The 26,020-nt window shown below is 45.6% G+C and carries 15 protein-coding genes, 4 tRNA genes, 2 rRNA genes and 1 pseudogene; 1 reads left to right on the top strand and 21 read right to left on the bottom strand.

Translation table 11 applies throughout. The annotated features are described in order from the left end of the window. Nucleotides 1-300: 300 nt before the first annotated feature. The 16 genes and pseudogenes from tuf (sps_RS01795) to sps_RS01720 all read right to left on the bottom strand — a co-directional run bounded on the left by tuf (sps_RS01795) (nt 301) and on the right by sps_RS01720 (nt 18,708). Nucleotides 301-1,486 (bottom strand): annotated as a pseudogene (gene tuf, locus sps_RS01795) (elongation factor Tu). 81 nt (nt 1,487-1,567) lie between these two features. Continuing rightward, nucleotides 1,568-3,664, bottom strand: a complete 2,097-nt coding sequence (gene fusA / locus sps_RS01790; protein WP_077750918.1) for an elongation factor G — start codon at nt 3,662-3,664, stop codon at nt 1,568-1,570. A 75-nt stretch (nt 3,665-3,739) separates the two neighbouring features. Beyond that, nucleotides 3,740-4,210, bottom strand: a complete 471-nt coding sequence (rpsG, locus tag sps_RS01785; RefSeq protein ID WP_077750917.1) for a 30S ribosomal protein S7 — start codon at nt 4,208-4,210, stop codon at nt 3,740-3,742. A 77-nt stretch (nt 4,211-4,287) separates the two neighbouring features. Beyond that, entirely contained in the window at nt 4,288-4,662 is a 375-nt protein-coding gene (gene rpsL / locus sps_RS01780) for a 30S ribosomal protein S12 (protein WP_077750916.1), read from the bottom strand. A gap of 189 nt (nt 4,663-4,851) precedes the next feature. Next, nucleotides 4,852-9,078 carry a DNA-directed RNA polymerase subunit beta' gene (rpoC, locus tag sps_RS01775; RefSeq protein WP_077750915.1) on the bottom strand — a complete coding sequence of 1,409 codons (4,227 nt, stop codon included), beginning with the start codon at nt 9,076-9,078 and terminating at the stop codon, nt 4,852-4,854. Between the two features lie 80 nt (nt 9,079-9,158). After that, nucleotides 9,159-13,190: a DNA-directed RNA polymerase subunit beta gene (gene rpoB / locus sps_RS01770; protein ID WP_077750914.1), complete on the bottom strand. Its 4,032-nt coding sequence runs from the start codon at nt 13,188-13,190 to the stop codon at nt 9,159-9,161. A gap of 233 nt (nt 13,191-13,423) precedes the next feature. After that, on the bottom strand, nt 13,424-13,792 hold the full coding sequence (gene rplL, locus sps_RS01765) for a 50S ribosomal protein L7/L12 (RefSeq protein ID WP_077750913.1): 369 nt from the start codon (nt 13,790-13,792) through the stop codon (nt 13,424-13,426). 46 nt (nt 13,793-13,838) lie between these two features. Next, a complete protein-coding gene (gene rplJ, locus sps_RS01760) occupies nt 13,839-14,339 on the bottom strand; it encodes a 50S ribosomal protein L10 (protein WP_077750912.1) in 501 nt (166 codons plus the stop codon). 265 nt (nt 14,340-14,604) lie between these two features. Beyond that, nucleotides 14,605-15,306, bottom strand: coding sequence for a 50S ribosomal protein L1 (gene rplA / locus sps_RS01755; protein WP_077750911.1), 702 nt, complete (start codon nt 15,304-15,306; stop codon nt 14,605-14,607). A gap of 4 nt (nt 15,307-15,310) precedes the next feature. After that, nucleotides 15,311-15,739: a 50S ribosomal protein L11 gene (gene rplK / locus sps_RS01750; RefSeq protein ID WP_077750910.1), complete on the bottom strand. Its 429-nt coding sequence runs from the start codon at nt 15,737-15,739 to the stop codon at nt 15,311-15,313. A gap of 125 nt (nt 15,740-15,864) precedes the next feature. Next, complete coding sequence (nusG, locus tag sps_RS01745) at nt 15,865-16,416, bottom strand: transcription termination/antitermination protein NusG (RefSeq protein WP_077750909.1); 552 nt, start codon at nt 16,414-16,416, stop codon at nt 15,865-15,867. Between the two features lie 9 nt (nt 16,417-16,425). After that, nucleotides 16,426-16,797 (bottom strand): preprotein translocase subunit SecE, encoded by a 372-nt coding sequence (gene secE / locus sps_RS01740; RefSeq protein WP_077750908.1) that lies wholly within the window; start codon nt 16,795-16,797, stop codon nt 16,426-16,428. A gap of 263 nt (nt 16,798-17,060) precedes the next feature. Then, nucleotides 17,061-18,245: an elongation factor Tu gene (gene tuf / locus sps_RS01735; protein WP_077755514.1), complete on the bottom strand. Its 1,185-nt coding sequence runs from the start codon at nt 18,243-18,245 to the stop codon at nt 17,061-17,063. A gap of 186 nt (nt 18,246-18,431) precedes the next feature. Beyond that, nucleotides 18,432-18,505 (bottom strand) — tRNA-Gly (locus sps_RS01730). A 35-nt stretch (nt 18,506-18,540) separates the two neighbouring features. After that, nucleotides 18,541-18,625: transfer RNA gene (locus sps_RS01725), tRNA-Tyr, on the bottom strand. A gap of 7 nt (nt 18,626-18,632) precedes the next feature. After that, a tRNA-Thr gene (locus sps_RS01720) sits at nt 18,633-18,708 on the bottom strand. Between the two features lie 232 nt (nt 18,709-18,940). On the opposite strand from sps_RS01720, the gene coaA reads away from it, so the two are divergent. Further along, the gene (gene coaA, locus sps_RS01715; RefSeq protein WP_077750907.1) at nt 18,941-19,891 is read left to right on the top strand and encodes a type I pantothenate kinase; all 951 of its coding nucleotides are present in this window, start codon (nt 18,941-18,943) and stop codon (nt 19,889-19,891) included. A gap of 14 nt (nt 19,892-19,905) precedes the next feature. Here the strand turns inward: coaA and birA are convergent, their stop codons facing one another. From birA to sps_RS01690, 5 genes are all read right to left on the bottom strand, one after another. Next, nucleotides 19,906-20,868, bottom strand: a complete 963-nt coding sequence (birA, locus tag sps_RS01710) for a bifunctional biotin--[acetyl-CoA-carboxylase] ligase/biotin operon repressor BirA (RefSeq protein ID WP_077750906.1) — start codon at nt 20,866-20,868, stop codon at nt 19,906-19,908. Then, on the bottom strand, nt 20,861-21,892 hold the full coding sequence (gene murB, locus sps_RS01705) for a UDP-N-acetylmuramate dehydrogenase (protein ID WP_077750905.1): 1,032 nt from the start codon (nt 21,890-21,892) through the stop codon (nt 20,861-20,863). The genes birA and murB overlap by 8 nt, the downstream gene beginning before the upstream one ends. 233 nt (nt 21,893-22,125) lie before the next feature. Beyond that, nucleotides 22,126-22,202: transfer RNA gene (locus sps_RS01700), tRNA-Asp, on the bottom strand. A gap of 324 nt (nt 22,203-22,526) precedes the next feature. Beyond that, a 5S ribosomal RNA gene (gene rrf, locus sps_RS01695) occupies nt 22,527-22,642 on the bottom strand. 189 nt (nt 22,643-22,831) lie between these two features. Further along, a 23S ribosomal RNA gene (locus sps_RS01690) occupies nt 22,832-25,735 on the bottom strand. Nucleotides 25,736-26,020 lie beyond the last annotated feature (285 nt).

Raw genomic sequence — 26,020 nt, 5'->3', positions numbered from 1 at the left:
GGAACGCAGAGCGAGATGATTTAACCGTTCGACTCCCAATCGGAGCCGCTGTTTTTTGAATTAAACTTTAAAAGTCTAATTAGTAATTCGCCTAATGGTTAAGGCGAAGGGGTATTATACTGATTTAAGTTAATAGATCAACCCCGCTGTCTGAAATAACATCAAGAAGACTTTATTTCGACCGAGCGACATTATAGCCATTCGAATATAAATTACCAGCCTGTGGTGCTGGCAAATTTCAGACAATTCAAAAAAGGAAGCCGAAGCTTCCTTTTCTTAGTGTCTTGTAAGATTTCGCTATTAAGCGATGATCTTAGCTACAACACCAGCACCAACAGTACGACCACCTTCACGGATAGCGAAGCGTAAACCTTCATCCATCGCGATTGGGCAGATTAGTGTTACTACCATCTGAACGTTATCACCAGGCATTACCATCTCTACGCCTTCTGGAAGCTCGATAGTACCGGTTACGTCAGTTGTACGGAAGTAGAACTGTGGACGATAGCCTTTGAAGAATGGAGTGTGACGTCCGCCTTCTTCTTTTGACAGAACATAGATTTCTGATTCAAAAGTTGTATGTGGAGTGATTGAACCAGGAGCAGCAAGAACCTGACCACGTTCAACGTCTTCACGCTTGATACCACGTAGAAGAACACCACAGTTCTCACCTGCACGACCTTCGTCAAGCAGCTTACGGAACATTTCAACACCAGTACAAGTTGAACGAGTAGTATCTTTGATACCAACGATTTCAACTTCTTCACCAACCTTGATGATACCGCGTTCTACACGACCAGTTACAACTGTACCACGGCCTGAGATTGAGAAAACATCTTCGATTGGAAGAATGAATGCACCATCGATAGCACGCTCTGGCTCTGGGATATAAGTATCCAAAGCTTCAGCAAGTTCAAGAATCTTAGCTTCCCAAATTTCTTCGCCTTCAAGGGCTTTAAGAGCAGAACCTTGGATAACTGGAAGATCATCACCTGGGAAGTCATATTCAGAAAGAAGTTCACGAACTTCCATTTCTACTAGCTCAAGCAGCTCTTCGTCATCAACCATGTCACACTTGTTCATGAATACGATGATGAAAGGTACGCCAACCTGACGAGAAAGCAGGATGTGCTCACGAGTCTGTGGCATTGGGCCGTCTGTAGAAGCAACTACTAGAATCGCGCCATCCATTTGAGCAGCACCAGTGATCATGTTTTTAACATAATCGGCGTGACCAGGACAATCTACGTGTGCGTAGTGACGTTACAGGAGTATCGTACTCGATGTGAGAGGTATTAATTGTAATACCGCGCTCACGCTCTTCAGGAGCGTTATCGATTTGTGCGAAATCTTTAATGTCACCACCATAAGTCTTTGCCAAAACAGCAGAGATAGCAGCAGTTAGAGTTGTTTTACCATGATCGACGTGTCCGATAGTACCTACGTTTACATGGGGTTTAACGCGTTCAAATTTTTCTTTAGCCACGATATATTCCTTTCTTTTCAGAAATGCTCGGCTTGACACCGAGCAATAGCAATTAATTTTTAGTTATGGTTTCCCGGCTAGTTAGCCTCGAGATTCCATAATCGCTTTAGCAATGTTTTGCGGTGCGTCGGAATACTTCAAAAACTCCATGGAGTATGAAGCACGCCCTTGAGTCGCACTGCGCAAATCAGTTGCATAACCAAACATTTCAGATAAAGGCACCGTCGCATGAACGAGCTTGACGCCGGCAATGCCGTCGTCCATTCCTTCAATCAAGCCACGACGTCTGTTTAAGTCACCAACAACATCTCCCATATAATTTTCAGGAGTTGTTACTTCAACTTTCATGCAAGGTTCCAGGAGCGTAGGGTCTGCTTCGAGAGCGCCCTTCTTGAAGCCCATGGAAGCCGCAACTTTAAAGGCCATCTCATTGGAGTCCACATCATGATATGAACCATCATATAGAGTAACCTTGACATCCAAGATAGGGAAGCCAGCGAGTACGCCGCTCTTCATCTGTTCTTGAATACCTTTATCTACAGCTGGGATGTATTCTCTTGGAACAGCACCACCAACAATCTCGTTGACAAATTCATAGCCGAAGCCCTCTTCTTGAGGCTCCAACTTCAACCAAACGTGACCGAATTGACCTCGACCACCAGATTGACGTACAAACTTGCCTTCAACTTCTACACTCGAGCGAATAGTTTCACGATAAGCCACTTGCGGTTTACCTACGTTACACTCGACGTTAAATTCGCGACGCATACGGTCAACAATAATGTCTAAGTGTAGCTCACCCATGCCAGAGATCAGTGTCTGACCCGATTCAGGATCGGTTTCAACACGGAATGAAGGATCTTCCGCTGCAAGTTTTTGCAACGCAATGCCCATCTTTTGCTCATCGGCTTGAGATCTTGGTTCCACGGCAATCGTGATAACGGGCTCAGGGAACTCCATACGTTCCAGGATGATTTTATGATCAAGATCACAAAGAGTATCACCCGTTGTCACGTCCTTAAGTCCAATAGCAGCCGCGATGTCACCAGCGCGAACTTCTTTGATCTCTTGGCGATCGTTAGCATGCATCTGCACCATACGACCTACGCGTTCCCGCTTCTGTTTAACTGAGTTATAAACGGCTGAACCTGTTGCCAATATACCCGAATATACGCGTATAAAGGTCAAAGTTCCAACAAATGGGTCCGTAGCTATCTTAAATGCCAATGCAGAGAAAGGAGCATTGTCGTCCGCAGGACGTTCAACCTCTTTCTCATTGTCATCTATGCCTTTAATTGCAGGCACTTCGACTGGCGAAGGCAGATACTCAATAACAGCATCAAGAACCGCTTGCACACCTTTGTTCTTAAAAGCAGAACCACAAGTAGCAAGTACAATTTCATTAGCTAGAGTACGTTGACGCAGCGCCTTCTTGATCTCTTCTTCTGATAGTTCGCCCTCTTCGAGGTACTTCTCCATCAGTTCATCCGAGGCCTCAGCGGCAGCTTCAACTAGATATTCACGCATCTCACTTGCTTTATCAGTAAGTTCAGCTGGAATATCTTCATAGGTGAATGTTGTACCATTATCAGCTTCTGACCAGTTAATGGCCTTCATCTTAATCAGGTCAACAACCCCATGGAACTCCTCTTCTGCACCAATATTCATTTGAATTGGAACACAAGTCGCACCCAAACGGTTACGTATCTGTTCGACGACGCTATCAAAGTCAGCACCAGCACGATCCATCTTATTGACGAATACGACACGAGGCACATGGTACTTATCGGCCTGACGCCAAACAGTCTCAGATTGTGGTTCAACACCCGACGCGCCACAGAACACAACTACTGCTCCATCGAGTACGCGCAGAGAACGTTCAACTTCAATAGTGAAGTCTACGTGACCCGGTGTATCGATGATATTGATACGGTGCTCAGTGAACTGTGCTTCCATACCGCGCCAGAATGTGGTCGTTGCCGCAGAAGTGATGGTAATACCACGCTCCTGCTCCTGCTCCATCCAGTCCATGGTGGCTGCGCCATCATGAACTTCACCAATCTTATGAGAAACACCGGTGTAGAACAAAACACGTTCTGTCGTTGTGGTTTTACCTGCGTCGACATGAGCAACAATACCAATATTTCGGTAGCGCTCAATCGGAGTTGTACGAGCCACGTTTAAACCCTCTTGTCTAAGGCTAACGCCTTAGAGATGTAGAATATGGAGCTGACTAAAATCAGCTCCATCAGATTACCAGCGGTAATGAGCAAACGCTTTGTTTGCTTCTGCCATACGATGCACGTCTTCGCGCTTCTTAACAGCAGTACCTTTGTTTTCTGAAGCGTCTACCAATTCACCTGCTAGACGTAGAGCCATAGATTTTTCACCGCGCTTACGAGCAGCTTCAACTAACCAACGCATACCCAATGCATTACGACGAACTGGGCGTACTTCACATGGTACCTGGTAAGTAGAACCACCAACACGACGAGACTTAACCTCGACTGAAGGGCGAACGTTTTCCAGGGCTGCTTCAAGGATCACTAGATGGTCTTCGCCTTTCTTTTCGAAAGCGGTATCTAGTGCCTTATAGATAATTTTTTCTGCAGTCGACTTTTTGCCGTCCTGCATGATGACGTTGATGAACTTAGCCAACAACTCACTTTTAAACTTTGGATCTGGTAGGATTTTACGTTGTCCTACAACGCGACGTCTTGGCATAACAATTTCTCCGTATGCTTCAGGGACCCCAAAACTGGAATCTTAATATCTAGCTTGGCCTTACTTAACGGAAAGCGTTAAGACTTAGGACGCTTAGCTCCGTACTTAGAGCGACCTTGACGACGGTCACTCACGCCAGCACAATCTAACGCGCCACGAATAGTGTGGTAACGCACACCGGGTAGATCTTTAACACGACCACCACGGATTAGAATTACGCTGTGCTCCTGCAGGTTGTGGCCTTCACCGCCGATGTACGAAGTAACTTCGAAACCGTTAGTAAGACGCACACGAGCTACTTTACGTAGTGCAGAGTTAGGTTTTTTTGGTGTGGTCGTGTATACGCGAGTACAAACACCACGTTTTTGTGGACACGCATTCAACGCAGGCACATTAGTCTTGTCGACTTTTGGCGTGCGAGGCTTACGGACCAACTGGTTTACAGTTGCCATGTATAGCTCCGAATCAGTTGATAAACTCAACAGTAAGGTGTGAAAAATCTATATCCCACAGGTGTGGGACGCGAAATTTTAGAAAGGTAATGGCATTCTGTCAAGAAATAGACAACTTTTAACCAATATAAAGTAAAAAAAAGGCGCCAAAGGCGCCTTTTTTACAATCTATTTACTTTTCAGCCCGATTTAATCAGAACTTCCAGCAAGATTTAGCAGGTCAGCCAAGTTTTGCTCGGCTTCACTTGCAGTGATGGCAGACGGCTGTTCAGTCGTCTTACCCGATGCTTTCGCAGCAGCTGCTGCATTACGTTTCTGATGGTAAGCATAACCGGTACCAGCAGGAATCAAGCGACCCACTATCACGTTCTCTTTCAGACCGCGTAGTTTATCACTCTTACCGCCTACAGCCGCTTCCGTAAGTACGCGGGTAGTTTCCTGGAACGATGCAGCAGAGATAAACGACTCTGTTGCAAGCGATGCCTTGGTGATACCCAACAGCTCACGGTCAAAGGTCGCAGGCTTCTTACCCTGAGCTTCAAGCTCACGGTTAGCGATCTTGACGCGGGCCACTTCTGCTTGCTCACCAGCAAGGAACTGACTGTCGCCTGCATCTGTGATCAAACACTTACGTAGCATCTGACGGATAATCACTTCGATATGCTTATCGTTAATCTTTACGCCCTGTAGACGGTAAACGTCTTGAACTTCATTAACGATATAGTTAGCCACTTTATGAATTCCACGAAGACGTAGAATATCGTGAGCAGCCTCAGCACCATCGGCAATAACTTCACCACGTTCGACTTTTTCACCTTCGAACACGTTAAGGTTACGCCACTTAGGGATCATCTCTTCGTAAGGCTTGCCACCATCGGCAGGCGTTATCAATAGACGACGCTTACCTTTAGTCTCTTTACCAAACGAGATAGTACCTGAGTACTCGGCAAGAATTGCCGGCTCTTTTGGCTTACGCGCTTCGAACAAATCAGCAACGCGAGGCAGACCACCGGTAATATCACGAGTCTTTGATGACTCCTGTGGGATACGCGCTAACGCATCACCGACATTAATCGCGGCGTTATCGTCCTGGTTAACAATCGCTTTACCAGGAAGGAAGTATTGCGCAGGCACTTCAGTACCCGGAATCTTCAAGTCTTCACCGCTAGCATCTAGAAGACGAATCGCAGGACGCATCTCTTTACCAGCTGTTGGACGTTGACCTACTTCCATAACGACGATTGAAGATAGACCCGTTAGTTCATCTGTTTGACGTGTCATAGTGACACCTTCAATCATATCGACAAACTTAATGGTACCCGCAACCTCAGAGATGATTGGGTGAGTATGGGGATCCCAGTTAGCGATGATTTCGCCAGAAGCTACAGTCGCTTCTTCTAGTTTCTCCAGAATCGTTCCGTAAGGCACCTTATAGCGCTCTTTCTCACGACCAAGCTCATCAATAATCGCGATCTCAGATGAACGAGAGACGATAACCAATTTGCCTTCACTATTTGTTACATGCTTAGCGTTATGTAACTTAAGTGTACCGGCATTCTTAACCTGAACGTTGTTTTCAGCAGAAGCTCGAGAAGCCGCACCACCAATGTGGAAGGTACGCATCGTTAGCTGTGTTCCTGGCTCACCAATTGACTGAGCAGCAACTACACCAATAGCTTCACCTTGGTTGATGATATGACCTCGAGCCAAATCACGACCATAACAGGCTTTACAAACACCGAAATCGGTATTACAGCTAATGACAGAACGAACAATAACTTCATCGATAGAGTTCTCTTCCAAGGCATCACACCACGCTTCATCGAGCAGAGTGTTACGAGGAGCAAGAATCTTCTCAGAACCAGGATAAAGTACATCGATAGCAACCACACGACCGAGTACACGCTCACGTAGTGGCTCAACAACATCACCACCTTCAATAAGCGGCTTCATCGTAAGACCTTCGAATGTACCACAATCATCTTCGATAACGACGAGATCTTGAGCAACATCAACCAGACGTCGAGTCAGGTAACCGGAGTTAGCTGTCTTCAATGCGGTATCGGCTAGACCCTTACGTGCACCGTGAGTCGAGATGAAGTACTGTGATACGTTCAGACCTTCACGGAAGTTAGCCACAATTGGGGTTTCGATGATTGAGCCATCTGGCTTAGCCATCAGACCACGCATACCTGCTAACTGTCGAATCTGTGCAGCACTACCACGAGCACCCGAATCAGCCATCATATAGATGCTGTTAAACGACTCTTGCTCTTCCTGTTCACCGTCACGGTTAATCACTGTCTCAGTAGACAGGTTATCCATCATGGCTTTAGAAATCTTCTCGTTGGCGCTTGCCCAGATATCGATGACCTTGTTATAACGCTCACCGGCGGTAACAAGACCCGATTGGAACTGCTCTTGAATTTCAAGCACTTCTGCTTCGGCATCGGCAACTAAGGTGTACTTAGCTGCTGGGATAACCATATCATCGATACCTACAGAGGCACCCGATACTGTTGCATAGTGGAAACCCGCATACATCAATTGGTCAGCAAAGATAACAGTATCTTTTAGACCCAACTGACGATAACAAGTGTTCAATAGTTTACCTATCTGCTTCTTACCCATGTTCTGGTTAACCAGATCGAAAGACAAGCCTTTCGGTAAGATGCGAGAAAGGAGTGAACGGCCCACTGTAGTATCTATAATACGACGTGCTTCAGTACGCTCGCCATTGTCGGCAATATGAGTCTCAGTTACACGCACCTTGATGCGAGCATGGATTTCAGCGAAACCAGTACGATAAGCTTTTTCAACTTCATCGATTGACTCGAAAACCATACCTTCGCCTTTACCGTTAACACACATACGGCTGGCATAGTAAAGACCCAATACAACATCCTGTGACGGTGTAATAACCGGCTCGCCGTTTGCTGGCGATAGAATGTTGTTAGTAGACATCATTAACGAACGTGCTTCTAACTGAGCTTCAAGCGTCAGCGGCACGTGAACAGCCATTTGGTCACCATCGAAATCGGCGTTGTACGCCGCACAAACGAGTGGGTGAAGCTGAATCGCTTTACCTTCAATCAGTACCGGCTCAAATGCCTGAATACCAAGACGGTGAAGTGTTGGTGCACGGTTAAGCATGACTGGATGTTCACGAATTACTTCGTCTAGTACATCCCATACTTCGGCAACTTCACGTTCGACCATCTTCTTAGCGGCTTTAATCGTTGTCGCTAGACCACGACCTTCAAGCTTGCCATAGATGAAAGGTTTAAATAGCTCGAGTGCCATCTTCTTAGGAAGACCACACTGATGTAGGCGAAGCGTTGGACCTACGGTAATTACCGAACGACCAGAGTAATCAACACGCTTACCTAACAAGTTCTGACGGAAACGACCTTGCTTACCTTTGATCATATCGGCCAAAGATTTAAGCGGACGCTTGTTAGAACCAGTAATAGCACGACCACGACGACCGTTATCCAATAGCGCATCAACAGACTCTTGCAGCATACGTTTTTCGTTACGTACGATGATGTCTGGTGCAGCTAGATCTAACAGACGCTTAAGACGGTTGTTACGGTTGATCACACGACGGTAAAGGTCGTTAAGATCAGACGTAGCGAAACGTCCACCATCTAGTGGAACTAGAGGGCGTAGATCAGGTGGCAGAACCGGTAGCACTTTAAGGATCATCCACTCAGGCTTGTTACCTGATTGGAAGAAGGCCTCAATAAGCTTAAGACGCTTAGTGATCTTCTTGCGACGAGTTTCAGAATTGATTGATGGCAATTCTTCACGCATCATTTCAATTTCTTTCTCAAGCTCGATAGCACGTAGCAATTCAAGAACTGCTTCGGCACCCATCTTAGCTTCAAACTCGTCACCGTACTCTTCTAACGCGTCAAGATAATTCTCTTCGGTTAGCATCTGTCCGCGCTCAAGGCTGGTCATGCCAGGCTCAATCACAACGAATGATTCGAAGTAAAGTACACGTTCGATGTCACGCAGAGTCATATCCAGCATCAAACCAATACGAGACGGCAGTGACTTAAGGAACCAGATATGTGCTACTGGGCTGGCTAGATCTATGTGACCCATACGCTCACGACGTACTTTAGTCTGTGTAACTTCAACGCCACACTTCTCACAGATCACACCGCGGTGTTTTAAGCGCTTATATTTACCACATAAACACTCATAATCTTTTACTGGACCAAAAATACGCGCACAGAACAAGCCTTCACGCTCGGGCTTGAAAGTACGATAGTTAATGGTTTCTGGCTTCTTAACTTCACCAAACGACCAAGAGCGGATCAGATCTGGCGACGCTAGTCCGATCTTGATACCGTTAAATTCTTCGGTCTTGCTTTGCTGTTTCAGAAACTTTAATAAGTCTTTCACGTTTCTCTCCTGAAGGAGTTAAACCGGGTGCCCCGCTATTGCAGGACACCAATTTATTGCCAAATTAACCTAGGTCAATTTTAGTCTTGATCCAACTCGATATTAATACCGAGTGAACGGATTTCCTTCAACAGTACGTTGAATGACTCTGGCATGCCTGGTTGCATCTGGTGATTACCGTCGACGATGTTTTTATACATCTGAGTACGGCCGTTAACATCATCAGACTTAACAGTTAGCATCTCTTGAAGAGTATATGCAGCACCGTATGCTTCTAGTGCCCATACTTCCATCTCTCCGAAACGCTGACCACCAAACTGAGCTTTACCACCCAATGGCTGCTGAGTAACAAGACTGTACGAACCCGTAGAACGAGCATGCATCTTGTCGTCAACCAAGTGGTTAAGCTTGAGCATATACATGTAACCTACGGTTACCTGACGCTCAAATTCATTACCGGTACGACCATCATACAAGGTACGTTGACCAGAGGTAGGAAGCTTAGCAAGTGCAAGCATTTCCTTGATCTCTTTCTCTTTCGCACCATCGAATGCTGGTGTAGCAATCGGAATACCGCCCTTAAGGTTCTTGGCCAAACGCAGGACTTCATCATCAGTAAACGAATCGATATCGACGCGCTGCAGCACCTCGTCACCTAACTCGTATACTTCTTTGATGTAACCGCGAATTTCAGCCAATTGACGCTGCTCTTCAAGCATAGCGGTGATCTGATCACCAATGCCTTTAGCCGCGGCGCCCATGTGAACCTCTAAGATCTGACCGATGTTCATACGAGATGGTACACCAAGCGGGTTCAATACGATGTCGATTGGGTTACCGTTCTCATCGTAAGGCATGTCTTCAACAGGGTTAATCTTAGAGATAACACCCTTGTTACCGTGACGACCAGCCATCTTATCACCAGGTTGGATAGTACGTTTAACAGCAAGGTAAACCTTAACTATCTTAAGTACGCCAGGTGCTAAGTCATCACCTTGGGTGATTTTACGACGCTTGACCTCAAACTTCTTATCGAAGTCTGCTTTCAATTCGTCATGCTGCTCGGCAAGCTGCTCAAGTTCTGTCTGCTTAGCTTCATCATCAATTGTCTGTACGAGCAACTGAGAACGAGGAATAGCATCGAGTTGTGCCTGGTCGAAACCTGCATTCAATAGCAGTTTACGTGCACGTCCATAAACACCCTCTTCGAGGATTTGGAACTCTTCGGTCAAATCTTTCTTGGCCTGAGCGATATGCATCTCTTCGATTTCAACCGCACGCTTGTCTTTCTCAACGCCGTCACGGGTAAATACCTGGACGTCGATGATAGTACCTTTCACTGAGTTAGGTACACGTAGCGAGCTGTCTTTAACGTCAGAGGCCTTCTCACCGAAGATAGCTCGGAGGAGTTTCTCCTCTGGAGTCAGCTGAGTTTCACCCTTAGGCGTTACTTTACCAACTAGGATGTCGCCACCCTTAACTTCGGCACCGATATAAACGATACCCGATTCATCCAGCTTAGAAAGCGCAGACTCACCCACGTTTGGAATATCAGCAGTGATCTCTTCACTACCCAATTTAGTATCACGAGCGATACAAGAAAGCTCCTGAATATGGATAGTAGTGAAACGATCTTCCTGAGCTACACGCTCAGAGATGAGGATTGAATCCTCGAAGTTGTAACCGTTCCAAGGCATGAACGCGATACGCATGTTCTGACCAAGAGCCAGATCACCCAGATCCGTAGAAGGACCATCGGCCAATACGTCACCACGAACCACTGGGTCGCCAACAGAACAACAAGGACGTTGGTTAATACAGGTGTTCTGGTTAGAACGTGTGTACTTAGTCAGGTTGTAGATATCGATACCAGCTTCGCCTGGACGTAGCTCAGATTCGTTAACCTTAACAACAATACGGCTAGCATCAACATAATCGACACTACCACCACGCTTAGCAGCAACTACAACGCCTGAATCGACCGCAATGATGCGCTCAATACCAGTACCAACTAATGGCTTATCAGCTCTTAGTGTAGGTACAGCTTGACGTTGCATGTTCGCGCCCATCAAAGCTCGGTTAGCATCATCATGTTCTAGGAACGGAATCAATGAGGCTGCCACTGAGATGATCTGTTGCGGTGATACATCCATATACTGGATATCAGTACCGCGCATAAAGGTTGAATCACCCTTATGACGACAGGCAACCTGCTCTTCGAGTAGGCGTCCGTTATTATCTATCTCTATATTCGCCTGAGCGATAACATAACGACCCTCTTCGATTGCCGACAGATAATCTATCTGATCGGTAACCACACCATCTTCTACCTTGCGGTAAGGTGTTTCGAGGAAACCATATGAGTTAGTACGCGCGAAACTCGCTAACGAGTTAATCAGACCAATGTTTGGACCTTCAGGAGTTTCGATTGGACACAAACGACCGTAATGAGTCGGGTGTACATCTCGAACTTCGAAGCCTGCACGTTCACGAGTCAAACCACCAGGACCAAGAGCCGAAATACGGCGCTTGTGAGTCACTTCTGAAAGTGGGTTGTTCTGATCCATAAACTGAGACAGTTGAGATGAACCGAAGAACTCTTTAACTGCTGCAGAGATTGGCTTAGCGTTGATTAAATCTTGTGGCATAAGCTCATTAAGATCACCAAGACTCAAACGTTCACGTACGGCACGTTCTACACGAACTAGACCAACACGGAACTGGTTCTCAGCCATTTCGCCAACACTACGGATACGACGGTTACCCAAGTGATCGATATCATCGACCTCATCGCCACCGTTACGAATAGTAATGATGTTCTTCATTACCGCAACGATGTCTTCCTTAGATAGGATACCTGAACCTTCATCTTCGCCAATGCTTAGACGACGGTTGAACTTCATACGACCGACTTTAGACAGGTCATAACGCTCTTCACTGAAGAACAAGTTCTGGAATAGGCCTTCAGCCGCATCTTTGGTTGGTGGCTCGCCAGGACGCATCATACGATAGATCTCAACCAACGCCTCTAGGCGGTTAGTTGTAGAGTCAATACGTAGGGTATCTGACATGTAAGCACCGTTATCAAGATCGTTGATATACAGAGTGCTTATTTCTTTGATGCCGGCCATTGAAAGCTTAGCAAGATCTTCAAGTGTGATCTCAGCGTTAGCTGAAACCAGTACTTCGCCTGTATCAGGATCGATATAATCCTGACCAGAAATCTTACCTGCAATGTAATCTACCGGCACTTCTAACTCAGAGGTCTTTGACTTCTCTAGCTGACGAATGTGACGTGCAGTAACGCGGCGTCCCTTCTCAACTAAGATACTGCCATCTGAATCTTTGATGTCGTAACTTGCAGTCTCGCCACGAAGACGTTCTGCAACAAGATCCATCACTAATGAATCTTTCTTGATCTTGAAATTAACACGATCGAAGAATAGATCCAGAATATCCTGAGTCGAATAATCTAATGCACGCAACATGATAGACGCCGGAAGTTTACGACGGCGATCGATACGTACAAACAATGCATCTTTTGGATCGAATTCAAAATCTAACCAAGAACCACGGTAAGGGATGATACGTGCGTTATATAACACTTTACCTGAAGAGTGGGTCTTGCCACGGTCATGATCGAAGAACACACCGGGTGAACGGTGTAACTGAGATACGATAACACGCTCAGTACCATTGATAACAAAGGTACCGTTGTCTGTCATTAGAGGGATATCCCCCATGTAGACTTCTTGTTCTTTAATGTCTTTGACTGTGCCAGGTGCAGCTTCACGGTCATACAACACCATACGCAATTTCACGCGCAATGGTGCGGAGTATGTAACACCGCGGATCTGACACTCTTTCACATCAAAAACAGGCTCACCTAACTTATAGCTGACATACTGCAGCTCTGAGTTACCAGAAAAGCTCTTGATGGGAAAAACGCTACGGAAAGCGGCTTCAAAACCACGCTCACCAGTAGGATCTTGATCAGTGAACTTCTTAAATGAGTCCAACTGTATTGAGAGTAGGTAAGGGATATCCAAAACTTTTGGACGTTTACCAAAATCTTTACGAATACGCTTCTTTTCAGAATAGGAGTAAACCATGGGTTTCCTCTGATTTCGAGATGTGACCAAGACTGATTCAAAAATTGAAACAGCGCGTTTGCCCATCACCGTTGATGGCAAGAACCTAACCAGTAATCTCTGTTAGGAACTGCATAATCTGGCGACAAACGGTGAAAAAAAAATCGCCTACGCTTACAGCGCAAAAAAGGCCGACGGTTAAAAAACCGTCAGCCCTCACCCGATGACTCGGGCTTAGCAAGTTAAATTATAACTTACTTGATCTCTACAGAAGCACCAGCGGCTTCTAGATCAGTCTTAAGCGTTTCAGCTTCTTCTTTAGAAATAGCTTCTTTAACTGCTACTGGAGCAGCTTCAGCCATAGCTTTCGCTTCTTTCAGGCCAAGACCTGTAGCGCCACGAAGAGCTTTAATTACTTTAACCTTGTTCTCACCGAACGAAGTCATCATAACGTCAAATTCAGTCTGCTCAGCAGCAGCGCCGCCTTCAGCAGCTCCGCCAGCAACAACTGCAGCAGCTGCAGATACGCCGAACTTCTCTTCCATTGACTCAATTAGTTCAACAACTTCCATTACAGACATTTCTGCAACAGCGTTTAAGATATCGTCTTTAGTGATAGACATAACAAAAAATTCCTATTGTTCTGAATTTAAGCGGCTAAGTTTAAACTTAAGCTGCTTCTTCTTTTTGATCGCGAAGGGCGGCCAGTGTACGTACTAGCTTGCCAGCAGATGCTTCTTTCATTGTCATCATCAACTGAGCAATTGCTTCGTCGTATGTTGGCAGTTTCGCTAAGCGATCTATATCGGCTGCAGGGATTATTTCCCCTTCAAAGGCTGCTGCTTTGATTTCAAACTTCTCTTGTTCTTTAGCGAAATCTTTAAGAAGACGCGCTGCAGCACCTGGGTGCTCGTTAGAGAAGGCAATCAAAGTAGGACCAGTAAACGTATTGCTAAGGCACTCAAAATCAGTACCCGCAACTGCGCGTTTAGCTAATGTATTACGTACAACTTTAACGAATACACCAGCATCGCGAGCTGCTTTACGCAGACCGGTCATATCACCTACAGTTACACCGCGTGAATCGGCAACAACTGCAGATAAAGCACCTTTGGCAGCTTCGTTGACTTCAGCAACAATCGCTTTTTTGTCTTCGAGTCCTAATGCCATTGGCTTTACTCCTGGATTAAATCTAGGGAATTCCCTAGCAATTACCATACTAATCATAAATATGACTAGTGATTTACGGTGCTTATCCAGTAGAACAAAATCTTTCTGGGGTTCGACACCGTCTACGTAGGAGATTAAGTCAGCGATTAAACCAACACCTACGGTCTTGGACGGAAGTCTAAGATCAAGCCAAATAAATGGCTAAAATTTAGACCTCAACCCACAAGGTGCGCGTATTATAGACTAATACGCTAACCTTGTAAAATTACTTAGCGTCTTCCAGAGTACTCTGGTCAACTGCAACACCTGCGCCCATAGTGGTCGAGATGCTGACTTTCTTAAGGTAAACACCTTTAGCTGCTGCAGGCTTAGCTTTCACTAGTGCCACAACAAGTGCTTCCAAGTTTTCTTTCAACTTAGCAGTTTCGAAGTCCACTTTACCGATAGTAGTGTGGATGATACCGTTCTTATCTGTACGGTAACGAACCTGACCAGCTTTAGCGTTCTTAACTGCTTCAGCAACATTTGGTGTCACTGTACCAGTCTTAGGGTTAGGCATTAGACCACGTGGGCCTAGGATCTGACCTAGTTGACCAACAACACGCATTGCATCAGGAGAAGCAATAACAACGTCGAAGTTCATTTCACCAGCTTTAACTTGTGCAGCAAGCTCGTCCATACCGACCAGCTCAGCACCAGCAGCCGTAGCAGCTTCAGCATTAGCACCTTGTGTGAACACGGCAACACGAACGTCACGACCAGTACCGTGTGGCAACACTGTTGCTCCACGAACATTTTGGTCAGATTTACGTGGGTCTACACCAAGGTTTACAGCAACGTCTACACTCTCAACGAACTTAGCAGTTGCTAGTTCTTTAAGAAGCTCAACAGCCTCATTGATGTCGTAGTTCTTAGTTACTTCTACTTTTTCGCGTATTATGCGAGCGCGCTTAGTTAGTTTTGCCATTTTCTTAGTCCTCTACTACCAAACCCATTGAACGAGCAGTACCTTCAATTGTGCGAGTCATCGCATCAATATCAGATCCAGTCATGTCAGCAGCTTTTGTCTCAGCAATTTCCTGGACAACGCTACGCTTGATAGTTCCCACTTTTTCAGTGTTAGGACGACCAGAACCAGACTTCAGACCAGCTGCTTTAAGCAGTAGGAAAGATGCAGGCGGTGTCTTAGTTTCAAAAGTGAAAGAACGGTCAGTATAGACAGTAATAACAACTGGAATTGGCATACCTTTTTCGAACTTTTCAGTACGAGCATTGAATGCTTTACAGAATTCCATGATGTTAACACCTTTCTGACCTAGAGCAGGCCCGACTGGTGGCGACGGATTTGCAGCACCAGCTGCGACTTGTAGTTTGATGTAACCATCAACTTTCTTAGCCATGAGTATTTCCTCAGTTTGGGTTCAAACGCCACCGACAAAATGCCAGTAAGCTCCCCGAAAAACAATGGGTGCGGATTTTATAACAAATCCACACCCATTCCAAATAAAATTTGTATTTAATTTAATCAGCTCTTTTCGATCTGACTAAAGTCTAGCTCGACAGGCGTAGAACGGCCGAAGATCATGACAGAAACCTTAACGCGGTTCTTCTCATAATCGACCTCTTCAACAGTACCGTTAAAGTCAGCAAACGGACCATCGGTAACGCGAACCACTTCACCAGGCTCGAACATAACGCGATGTGTTGGAGACTCGGTCGTTTCCTGCAGACGCTGTAGAATTCTATCAGCTTCTTTATCAGAAATAGGAGCAGGACGATCCGAAGTACCGCCAATGAAGCCCATCACACGAGGGATGCTCTTCACTAGGTGCCAGCTCTCATCGTTCATTTCCATCTGGACAAGTACATACCCAGGAAAGAACTTACGCTCACTCTTACGACGCTGACCAGCTCTCATCTCGACAACTTCTTCAGTTGGGACAAGAATCTCACCAAAATAGTGTTCCATCTTGTACATCTGAATATATTCATTCAGAGTCTTAAGTACACGGCCCTCATAACCAGAAAAGGCCTGGACCACATACCATCTTTTTTTAGCTTCAGTTGCTTCAGTCATTCGAAGTGCCTATACGCCTGTAATAAAATTGACAATTCTCAGCAATACTGCGTCCATACCCCAAAGGATCAACGCAAGAACACCGGTCGCGGCTAATACAATAAACGTTGTATTTAGCGCTTCTTGACGCGTAGGCCAAACTACCTTACGTACTTCAATTTGTGCTTCACGAGCAAAGACTAGCGCTTGCTTGCCTTTCTCTGTTTGCAGTGCAATAAATCCAGCTACAGCAAAGGCTGCGACTACACTAATTGCACGAACTAATACACTGGCTTCGCTATACATCTGATTGCCGACAATAGCTGTTGCCAACAAGATAGCGACTAGAACCCATTTTACGATATCCAGAGAATTACCCTGGCTTTCAGTATTTGTTGTCATCGGTTAATTCCGTTACTCACTACGACCAAAGGTGGTATCAGGTTGATCGCATTCTACTAAAATACCATCTAACCACTTAATTCCGAGCTTACTACTCTCAATGCGCTTAATGGTAAGCCCAAAGGGTCAAAAATCGGCCATAGATTGTATTCTTATTCTGACGAGTAATCAAGAATACAAGCAAGCTTGTGTCTAGTAAAATTTAAAATAACAAAAAAGGAAGCCGAAGCTTCCTTTTCTTAGTGTCTTGTAAGATTTCGCTATTAAGCGATGATCTTAGCTACAACACCAGCACCAACAGTACGACCACCTTCACGGATAGCGAAGCGTAAACCTTCATCCATCGCGATTGGGCAGATTAGTGTTACTACCATCTGAACGTTATCACCAGGCATTACCATCTCTACGCCTTCTGGAAGCTCGATAGTACCGGTTACGTCAGTTGTACGGAAGTAGAACTGTGGACGATAGCCTTTGAAGAATGGAGTGTGACGTCCGCCTTCTTCTTTTGACAGAACATAGATTTCTGATTCAAAAGTTGTATGTGGAGTGATTGAACCAGGAGCAGCAAGAACCTGACCACGTTCAACGTCTTCACGCTTGATACCACGTAGAAGAACACCACAGTTCTCACCTGCACGACCTTCGTCAAGCAGCTTACGGAACATTTCAACACCAGTACAAGTTGAACGAGTAGTATCTTTGATACCAACGATTTCAACTTCTTCACCAACCTTGATGATACCGCGTTCTACACGACCAGTTACAACTGTACCACGGCCTGAGATTGAGAAAACATCTTCGATTGGAAGAATGAATGCACCATCGATAGCACGCTCTGGCTCTGGGATATAAGTATCCAAAGCTTCAGCAAGTTCAAGAATCTTAGCTTCCCAAATTTCTTCGCCTTCAAGGGCTTTAAGAGCAGAACCTTGGATAACTGGAAGATCATCACCTGGGAAGTCATATTCAGAAAGAAGTTCACGAACTTCCATTTCTACTAGCTCAAGCAGCTCTTCGTCATCAACCATGTCACACTTGTTCATGAATACGATGATGAAAGGTACGCCAACCTGACGAGAAAGCAGGATGTGCTCACGAGTCTGTGGCATTGGGCCGTCTGTAGAAGCAACTACTAGAATCGCGCCATCCATTTGAGCAGCACCAGTGATCATGTTTTTAACATAATCGGCGTGACCAGGACAATCTACGTGTGCGTAGTGACGTGCTGGAGTATCGTACTCGATGTGAGAGGTATTAATTGTAATACCACGCTCGCGCTCTTCAGGAGCATTATCGATTTGTGCGAAATCTTTAATGTCACCACCATAAGTCTTTGCCAAAACAGCAGAGATAGCAGCAGTTAGAGTTGTTTTACCATGGTCAACGTGACCAATGGTGCCCACGTTTACGTGGGGTTTAACGCGTTCAAATTTTTCTTTAGCCATGGTATTGCCCCAATCAGATATCTTGGTGATGAAACCGACATACAACAAAAAATCCGATGCATAAATGTCATCGAATCAATTAAATTTAGAATAGGATATTTGAAGAAGGCTGGCGCTGATGGCAGTGACTTAAAACCTCACCCTTTATCAGGGCGTGCTCTTAAGGGTGAGCACATCAGCGAAAATTGGAGCGGATGGCGGGAATCGAACCCGCGTTATCAGCTTGGAAGGCTGGAGTAATACCATTATACGACATCCGCGCAACCTACTTCAGGTTACCTAACTACCTAGAAAATGGTGGAGGGAGAAGGATTCGAACCTTCGAAGGCTGAGCCGTCAGATTTACAGTCTGATCCCTTTGGCCACTCGGGAACCCCTCCAGAGAAATGGTGCCGGCACCAAGAGTCGAACTCGGGACCTACTGATTACAAGTCAGTTGCTCTACCAACTGAGCTATGCCGGCGTGTCATTTCGGTAGCGGATATTATGGAAATGTGAGCACAAGTGCAATAGCTATTTAGAAAAAAACCAAAAAAAGATGTCGAGTGTTGTTTTTTCACCCATAAAAGTGGGCTTTAGATGTTTTTTTGGACATCCCACGAGTCAATGGCCAAACAGTAGGCATCTAAGCTGGCTTTAATATTGTTCATCATAAAGTGTTAGTGTACTGTTCCTCCCTCAAAGGGAGATAAGTAATGACAACCGAAAATCAAATTCATAATGCTCTGTATCTTGCATTCCAAAGATCTCAGTGGGCCGAATTACGTGAATCCGTCCCCTTGACCCTTGTTGAATCTGAACTCAAGAAGCTACGCGGTATAAATGAGAAGCTCTCCCTAACCGAAGTTACCGATATTTATCTCCCCCTGAGCCGATTACTTAACCTTATTGTCGGTGCTAAACAGAAGAGAGGTCTGGTTCTCAACGAATTTTTAGGAAGAAAGCCTCCGAAGCGCCCCTATATTATCAGTATTGCCGGTAGTGTCGCGGTGGGGAAAAGCACAACGGCTCGAATTCTTCAGGCCCTTTTGAGCCAATGGCCAGAACACCCAAAAGTCGATCTAGTGACTACAGATGGTTTTCTTTATCCACTGGCAGAGCTCAAACGTCGCGGTCTAATGCAGCGGAAAGGCTTTCCAGAAAGCTATGATATGAAGATGCTGGTTAAGTTTATCTCTCAAATCAAAGCTGGAGAGCATCAGGTACAGGCGCCGCTCTATTCTCACATCAGCTATGATCGAATCATGGACAGGCATCAAATAATTAAGCAGCCTGACATATTGATTATTGAAGGTTTAAATGTATTGCAAACAGGCCAGGATGCCGCGGTTGGAATACAACAACCCTTTGTCTCTGACTTTGTCGATTTCTCTGTCTATGTTGATGCAGAGGAAGCGTTACTGAAAAAATGGTATGTGGACAGGTTTCTCCAGTTCAGAGGGGGCGCTTTTAGCGATGAAAACTCTTACTTCCATCATTATTCAAAGCTTGATGATAAGGAAGCAATTACCATAGCCTCTAACATCTGGGATAGCATCAACGGTCCAAATCTGAAGTTGAATATTGAACCCACCAGAGATCGTGCCCACCTTATTTTACAGAAAGGGGATGATCATCTGATGAGCCAGGTTCTATTACGAAAATAGCCTACTTCGAAGCGTTATATCGCGCTTCGAAGACTAATCTCGCCACCTACAAATGCTTTTATACCTTCGTCCGTTTCGAGTAGAAGAGCACCGGATTCATCTACTCCCTTGCAGATACCCTCTATCTGATTATCCCCCATCAGGAGTTTTACTCGCTTACCGAAGAACACATCGACCTCTTGCCATCGTGCTAAGAAAGCCTTCAACCCCAACTGCTCAAAAGTATAAAAGTCTTGATGTAACTGTTTCTGTAGCGCTATTGCCAGATCTGTTTTACTCGGGCACGAAGGATTAGCAGAAAGATCACTCCACGCCTGATCAATTTTATCTCCTTGGGATTGGGACATCGAGATATTAATTCCAATACCAACAACCAGATGACATTCACTATCAGCCTGACCACTCATTTCTATTAAGACACCGGCAAGTTTCTTGTTATTTAAATAAATATCGTTTGGCCATTTAACTCCTAAATCGTCGATGCCAAAACTTTGCAGAACCTTAACCAGTGAGCAAGCGACAACCAGGCTGAGCCCTGATGCATGAGACATCCCCTGCTCTAATTTCCAATACATAGAGCAATACAGATGACAGCCATAGGGTGACACCCAGCTACGACCACGACGCCCTCGGCCTGCAGACTGATATTCAGCTATACAGATATCACCTGAGGTTAATTCGCTTACATGTTTTAGCAGAAAGGCATTGGTACTTGGTAATTCATTGAAGTAGAAACACCTATGATTAAGTGAACTCGCTAATTTATGCTCATCAATTAATGACACTGGGTTTGCCAGTTTATAGCCCTTGCCCTTTACACTGAAAATTTCAACACCATAATCTTCGAGTGAGTCTATGTGTTTACTAATCGCTGTTCTCGATATGCCAGCTTGTTTCGCTAACTCTTCACCTGAAATAAACTGCTCACCAGATAATGCAGTTAATATCTCTCTCTTACGTCCCCACTGTTCAATCATCAGCTAATCCCTTTTCACCGTTCGCACCAATTATTCTTGGCTCTGCTTCTAATTCAATACCATATCGCCCTGCTACCGCTTTAATTACTTTACGCGCTAACTGAGTGACATCTTTTCCCGTTGCTTGTCCCATATTAACCAAAACCAGTGCCTGCTGCTCATGGACAGCCGCATCTCCAACCTTAAGCCCCTTTAAACCTGCTCTGTCGATTAGCCAGCCAGCTGCCAATTTAATCGAATCATCATCCACAGTGAATCCAACTATCCCGGGATGATTTTCAACTAGGGAATCGAATACAGCACGTGAAACTATTGGGTTCTTAAAGAAACTCCCCGCATTACCGAGTACATCAGGATTAGGAAGTTTAGTATTTCGCATATTACATATACATTCGTATATCTGTTTAGCGGTCACACTAGCTTCCTTAAACGCTCTCAGTGGCCCATAAGATATTACAGGCTGCCATTGTTTGCTTAGCTTGAGTCCAACCTCAGTGATCACTGCACAGGTGAGGAGATCCCCTTTAAAAATTGAATCTCTATATTTAAAGAGACACTCATGGGCATTTAAACGTTTCAAGTCTCCTGTTCTGAGGTCTAGATACTCTACCCAATCACATAACTGCATCAGCTCAACACCATAAGCACCAATATTCTGAATTGGCGCCGCACCAACAGTTCCAGGTATCAGGGCTAGATTTTCAAGTCCAGCAATAGACATAGAGAGGGTTCTCTCGACGAGTTGAGGCCAATTCTCGCCCGCTGCCACACTCAGGTAATGATATTCATCATCCTCAGTAAACTCTATGCCCTTAGTCTCTATATGAACAACGCTGCCTAAATAGTCATCTGTCAGTACAATATTGCTCCCTCCTCCGAGTACCAAAAATGGCTCGTCACTAAGATAAAGTTCCAAACAGGCAGAAATCAATTCATCTTTAGTTTTCGCATGAATCAACTGGCCGCAACTATGCTCGATTTGAAAGGTATTGTAAGATTTTAATGAATAAGGTACCGCTGACATAGATAAAGACTTTTAGAGAGCATTAAAGCGGCATTGTAGCGTATTTAGCTAGCAGAAAGAATTGGCTCCAAAATTAAGCACGATTAATGAACATGATTTTACTCAAAGATGACCACGAAAGTACGACCGACAGGAATGGGTGGGCAAGAGTGACCGCTCTTCTTGTATATTTTTTTGAATAAAAAACAGACACGAAAAAGCCCTAACATTGCTGTTAGGGCTTATCGTAATGTTGGCGGAGCGGACGGGACTCGAACCCGCGACCCCCGGCGTGACAGGCCGGTATTCTAACCAACTGAACTACCGCTCCTTTAGTAAAGTGCTTGCGCATATTACTAAATTCTTTATAGTCTCTGATTTGTCACTATCAGTAGACTTTGACTTCACTTTCTAGAAAGTGAAAATCAAAATAGGCGCCTGGAAATGACCTACTCTCACATGGGGAGACCCCACACTACCATCGGCGCAATTGTGTTTCACTTCTGAGTTCGAGATGGATCATTGCACGTACGTGCTTAAGTGGATAAGCCACCTGCCTACATTGACATTCGATATAGGAAATTGGATCTATATTTAAAAATACCCAGACGCAAAAAAGCCACCTTATTCAGGTGGCTTCTCTACTTAATTAGGCGCCTGGAAATGACCTACTCTCACATGGGGAGACCCCACACTACCATCGGCGCAATTGTGTTTCACTTCTGAGTTCGAGATGGGGTCAGGTGGGGCCACAATGCTATGGTTTCCAGACTAATTTGGTAAATTTGAAAAGCTGGCTATTCAGAAATCGTCTAAATAGCGTTAAATAATTGGGTCTAGTACACGGATGTACTCTATGTCATAAATACAGAAGCATTTTATGACCAACTTAAATCAAGTTCGTATTCTTTTGTGCTTGTAAAGTAATCAACATTAACGCTACAAACCCATCTGGGTTGTATGGTTAAGCCTCACGAGTCATTAGTACAGGTTAGCTCAACGCCTCACAACGCTTACACACCCTGCCTATCAACGTCCTAGTCTCGAACGGCTCTTTAGAGGAATTAAATTCCTAGGGATGACTCATCTTAGGACTCGCTTCCCGCTTAGATGCTTTCAGCGGTTATCGATTCCGAACGTAGCTACCGGGCAATGCTATTGGCATAACAACCCGAACACCAGCGGTTCGTCCACTCCGGTCCTCTCGTACTAGGAGCAGCTTCCTTCAATCATCCAACGCCCACGGCAGATAGGGACCGAACTGTCTCACGACGTTCTGAACCCAGCTCGCGTACCACTTTAAATGGCGAACAGCCATACCCTTGGGACCGACTTCAGCCCCAGGATGTGATGAGCCGACATCGAGGTGCCAAACACCGCCGTCGATATGAACTCTTGGGCGGTATCAGCCTGTTATCCCCGGCGTACCTTTTATCCGTTGAGCGATGGCCCTTCCATACAGAACCACCGGATCACTATGACCTACTTTCGTACCTGCTCGACGTGTATGTCTCGCAGTTAAGCTGGCTTATGCCATTGCACTAACCGTACGATGTCCGACCGTACTTAGCCAACCTTCGTGCTCCTCCGTTACTCTTTGGGAGGAGACCGCCCCAGTCAAACTACCCACCAGGCACTGTCCTCAACCCCGATTCAGGGGCCAGAGTTAGAACATCAAAACTACAAGGGTGGTATTTCAAGGTTGACTCCATCAGAACTAGCGTCCCAACTTCAAAGTCTCCCACCTATCCTACACATGTAGGTTCAATGTTCAGTGCCAAGCTATAGTAAAGGTGCACGGGGTCTTTCCGTCTAGCCGCGGGTATACGGCATCTTCACCGCAATTTCAACTTCACTGAGTCTCGGCTGGAGACAGCGTGGCCATCATTACGCCATTCGTGCAGGTCGGAACTTACCCGACAAGGAATTTCGCTACCTTAGGACCGTTATAGTTACGGCCGCCGTTTACCGGGGCTTCGATCATGAGCTTCTCCGAAGATAACCCAATCAATTAACCTTCCGGCACCGGGCAGGCGTCATACCGTATACTTCCTCTTGCGAGTTTGCACAGTACTGTGTTTTTGATAAACAGTTGCAGCCACCTGGTATCTGCGACTGCCAGCAGCTTAAGGAGCAAGTCCCATCACCGCCGGCAGCGTACCTTCTCCCGAAGTTACGGTACCATTTTGCCTAGTTCCTTCAGCCGAGTTCTCTCAAGCGCCTTGGTATTCTCTACCCAACCACCTGTGTCGGTTTGGGGTACGATTCCTACTAACCTGAAGCTTAGAAGATTTTCCTGGAAGCATGGCATCAACTACTTCAACCCCTTAGGGTCTCGTCATCAGTCCTCAGTCTTGCAATTTAATGCGTATTCCCGGATTTGCCTAAGAATACAACCTACAACCTTAAACGCGGACAACCAACGCCGCGCTAGCCTAGCCTTCTCCGTCTCTCCATCGCAGTTAGCAGAAGTACAGGAATATTAACCTGTTTCCCATCGATTACGCCTTTCGGCCTCACCTTAGGGGTCGACTTACCCTGCCCTGATTAACATTGGACAGGAAACCTTGGTCTTTCGGCGAGGGAGTTTTTCACTCCCTTTATCGTTACTCATGTCAGCATTCGCACTTCTGATACCTCCAGCGTGGGTTACCCCTTCCCTTCAACGGCTTACAGAACGCTCCTCTACCGCACTAGTGCAAGCACTAGTACCCATAGCTTCGGTGTATTGCTTAGCCCCGTTAAATCTTCCGCGCAGGCCGACTCGACTAGTGAGCTATTACGCTTTCTTTAAAAGATGGCTGCTTCTAAGCCAACTTCCTAGCTGTCTAAGCCTTCCCACATCGTTTCCCACTTAGCAATAACTTTGGGACCTTAGCTGATGGTCTGGGTTGTTTCCCTTTTCACGACGGACGTTAGCACCCGCCGTGTGTCTCCCGAGTAGTACTCATTGGTATTCGGAGTTTGCAAAGGGTTGGTAAGTCGGGATGACCCCCTAGCCTTAACAGTGCTCTACCCCCAATGGTATTCGCTCGAGGCGCTACCTAAATAGCTTTCGAGGAGAACCAGATATCTCCCGGTTTGATTGGCCTTTCACCCCCATCCACAAGTCATCCGCTCATTTTTCAACATAAGTCGGTTCGGTCCTCCAGTTGATGTTACTCAACCTTCAACCTGCCCATGGATAGATCACCGGGTTTCGGGTCTACACCTTGCAACTAAACGCGCAGTTAACACTCGGTTTCCCTACGGCTCCGCTATTCGCTTAACCTCGCTACAAAATGTAAGTCGCTGACCCATTATACAAAAGGTACGCAGTCACGGTCTCAAGAACCGCTCCCACTGCTTGTACGTATACGGTTTCAGGTTCTATTTCACTCCCCTCACAGGGGTTCTTTTCGCCTTTCCCTCACGGTACTGGTTCACTATCGGTCAGTCAGGAGTATTTAGCCTTGGAGGATGGTCCCCCCATGTTCAGACAAGATGTCACGTGTCCCGTCCTACTCGTTTTCATCTATAGTTAGTTTTCATGTACGGGGCTATCACCCTGTGCCGCTGAGCTTTCCAACTCATTCCACTAACACCCTATAGACTTAAGGGCTAATCCCCGTTCGCTCGCCGCTACTAGGGGAATCTCGGTTGATTTCTTTTCCTCCGGGTACTTAGATGTTTCAGTTCCCCGGGTTTGCCTCACTACACTATGTATTCATGTAGTGATACTCACTTATGTGAGTGGGTTTCCCCATTCGGACATCGTTAGCTCAAATGCTTGTTACTAGCTCGCCAACGCTTTTCGCAAGTTACTACGTCCTTCATCGCCTCTGACTGCCAAGGCATCCACCGTATACGCTTAGTCACTTAACCATACAACCCACATAAGTTTGTTGTATCGCAACTAATGGTGTTTACTTTCGCCAAAAGAATACTCATGACTCAATCGTTAAAGACCTTTTCTTACAAGAATCTATAATGAATGAGTCGGCACTTGATTTAAGTGTTTGAGAACTCAATTATTTATTTTTCGCGCTAATGCTATTAACCACTGCTATCACTTCATCTTACGACGTCGCTTTCACAATAGTCCCTTTCGCATTAACACTATCAGCTTTCCAAATTTTTAAAGAACAAACTACACCGTAAAGGTGCGTT

It is taken from the genome of Shewanella psychrophila (assembly GCF_002005305.1).
Taxonomy (GTDB): domain Bacteria; phylum Pseudomonadota; class Gammaproteobacteria; order Enterobacterales; family Shewanellaceae; genus Shewanella; species Shewanella psychrophila.
This window is presented reverse-complemented; position numbering and strand designations above follow the sequence as displayed.

Excerpts from the sequence above, each read along its gene's own strand:
- rpsG (WP_077750917.1), bottom strand. The coding sequence starts at position 4,210 with ATGCCAAGACGTCGCGTTGTAGGACAACGTAAAATCCTACCAGATCCA.
- rpsL (WP_077750916.1), bottom strand. The coding sequence starts at position 4,662 with ATGGCAACTGTAAACCAGTTGGTCCGTAAGCCTCGCACGCCAAAAGTC.
- rpoB (WP_077750914.1), bottom strand. The coding sequence starts at position 13,190 with ATGGTTTACTCCTATTCTGAAAAGAAGCGTATTCGTAAAGATTTTGGT.
- rplL (WP_077750913.1), bottom strand. The coding sequence starts at position 13,792 with ATGTCTATCACTAAAGACGATATCTTAAACGCTGTTGCAGAAATGTCT.
- rplJ (WP_077750912.1), bottom strand. The coding sequence starts at position 14,339 with ATGGCATTAGGACTCGAAGACAAAAAAGCGATTGTTGCTGAAGTCAAC.
- rplA (WP_077750911.1), bottom strand. The coding sequence starts at position 15,306 with ATGGCAAAACTAACTAAGCGCGCTCGCATAATACGCGAAAAAGTAGAA.
- rplK (WP_077750910.1), bottom strand. The coding sequence starts at position 15,739 with ATGGCTAAGAAAGTTGATGGTTACATCAAACTACAAGTCGCAGCTGGT.
- nusG (WP_077750909.1), bottom strand. The coding sequence starts at position 16,416 with ATGACTGAAGCAACTGAAGCTAAAAAAAGATGGTATGTGGTCCAGGCC.
- secE (WP_077750908.1), bottom strand. The coding sequence starts at position 16,797 with ATGACAACAAATACTGAAAGCCAGGGTAATTCTCTGGATATCGTAAAA.
- tuf (WP_077755514.1), bottom strand. The coding sequence starts at position 18,245 with ATGGCTAAAGAAAAATTTGAACGCGTTAAACCCCACGTAAACGTGGGC.
- coaA (WP_077750907.1), top strand. The coding sequence starts at position 18,941 with ATGACAACCGAAAATCAAATTCATAATGCTCTGTATCTTGCATTCCAA.
- birA (WP_077750906.1), bottom strand. The coding sequence starts at position 20,868 with ATGATTGAACAGTGGGGACGTAAGAGAGAGATATTAACTGCATTATCT.
- murB (WP_077750905.1), bottom strand. The coding sequence starts at position 21,892 with ATGTCAGCGGTACCTTATTCATTAAAATCTTACAATACCTTTCAAATC.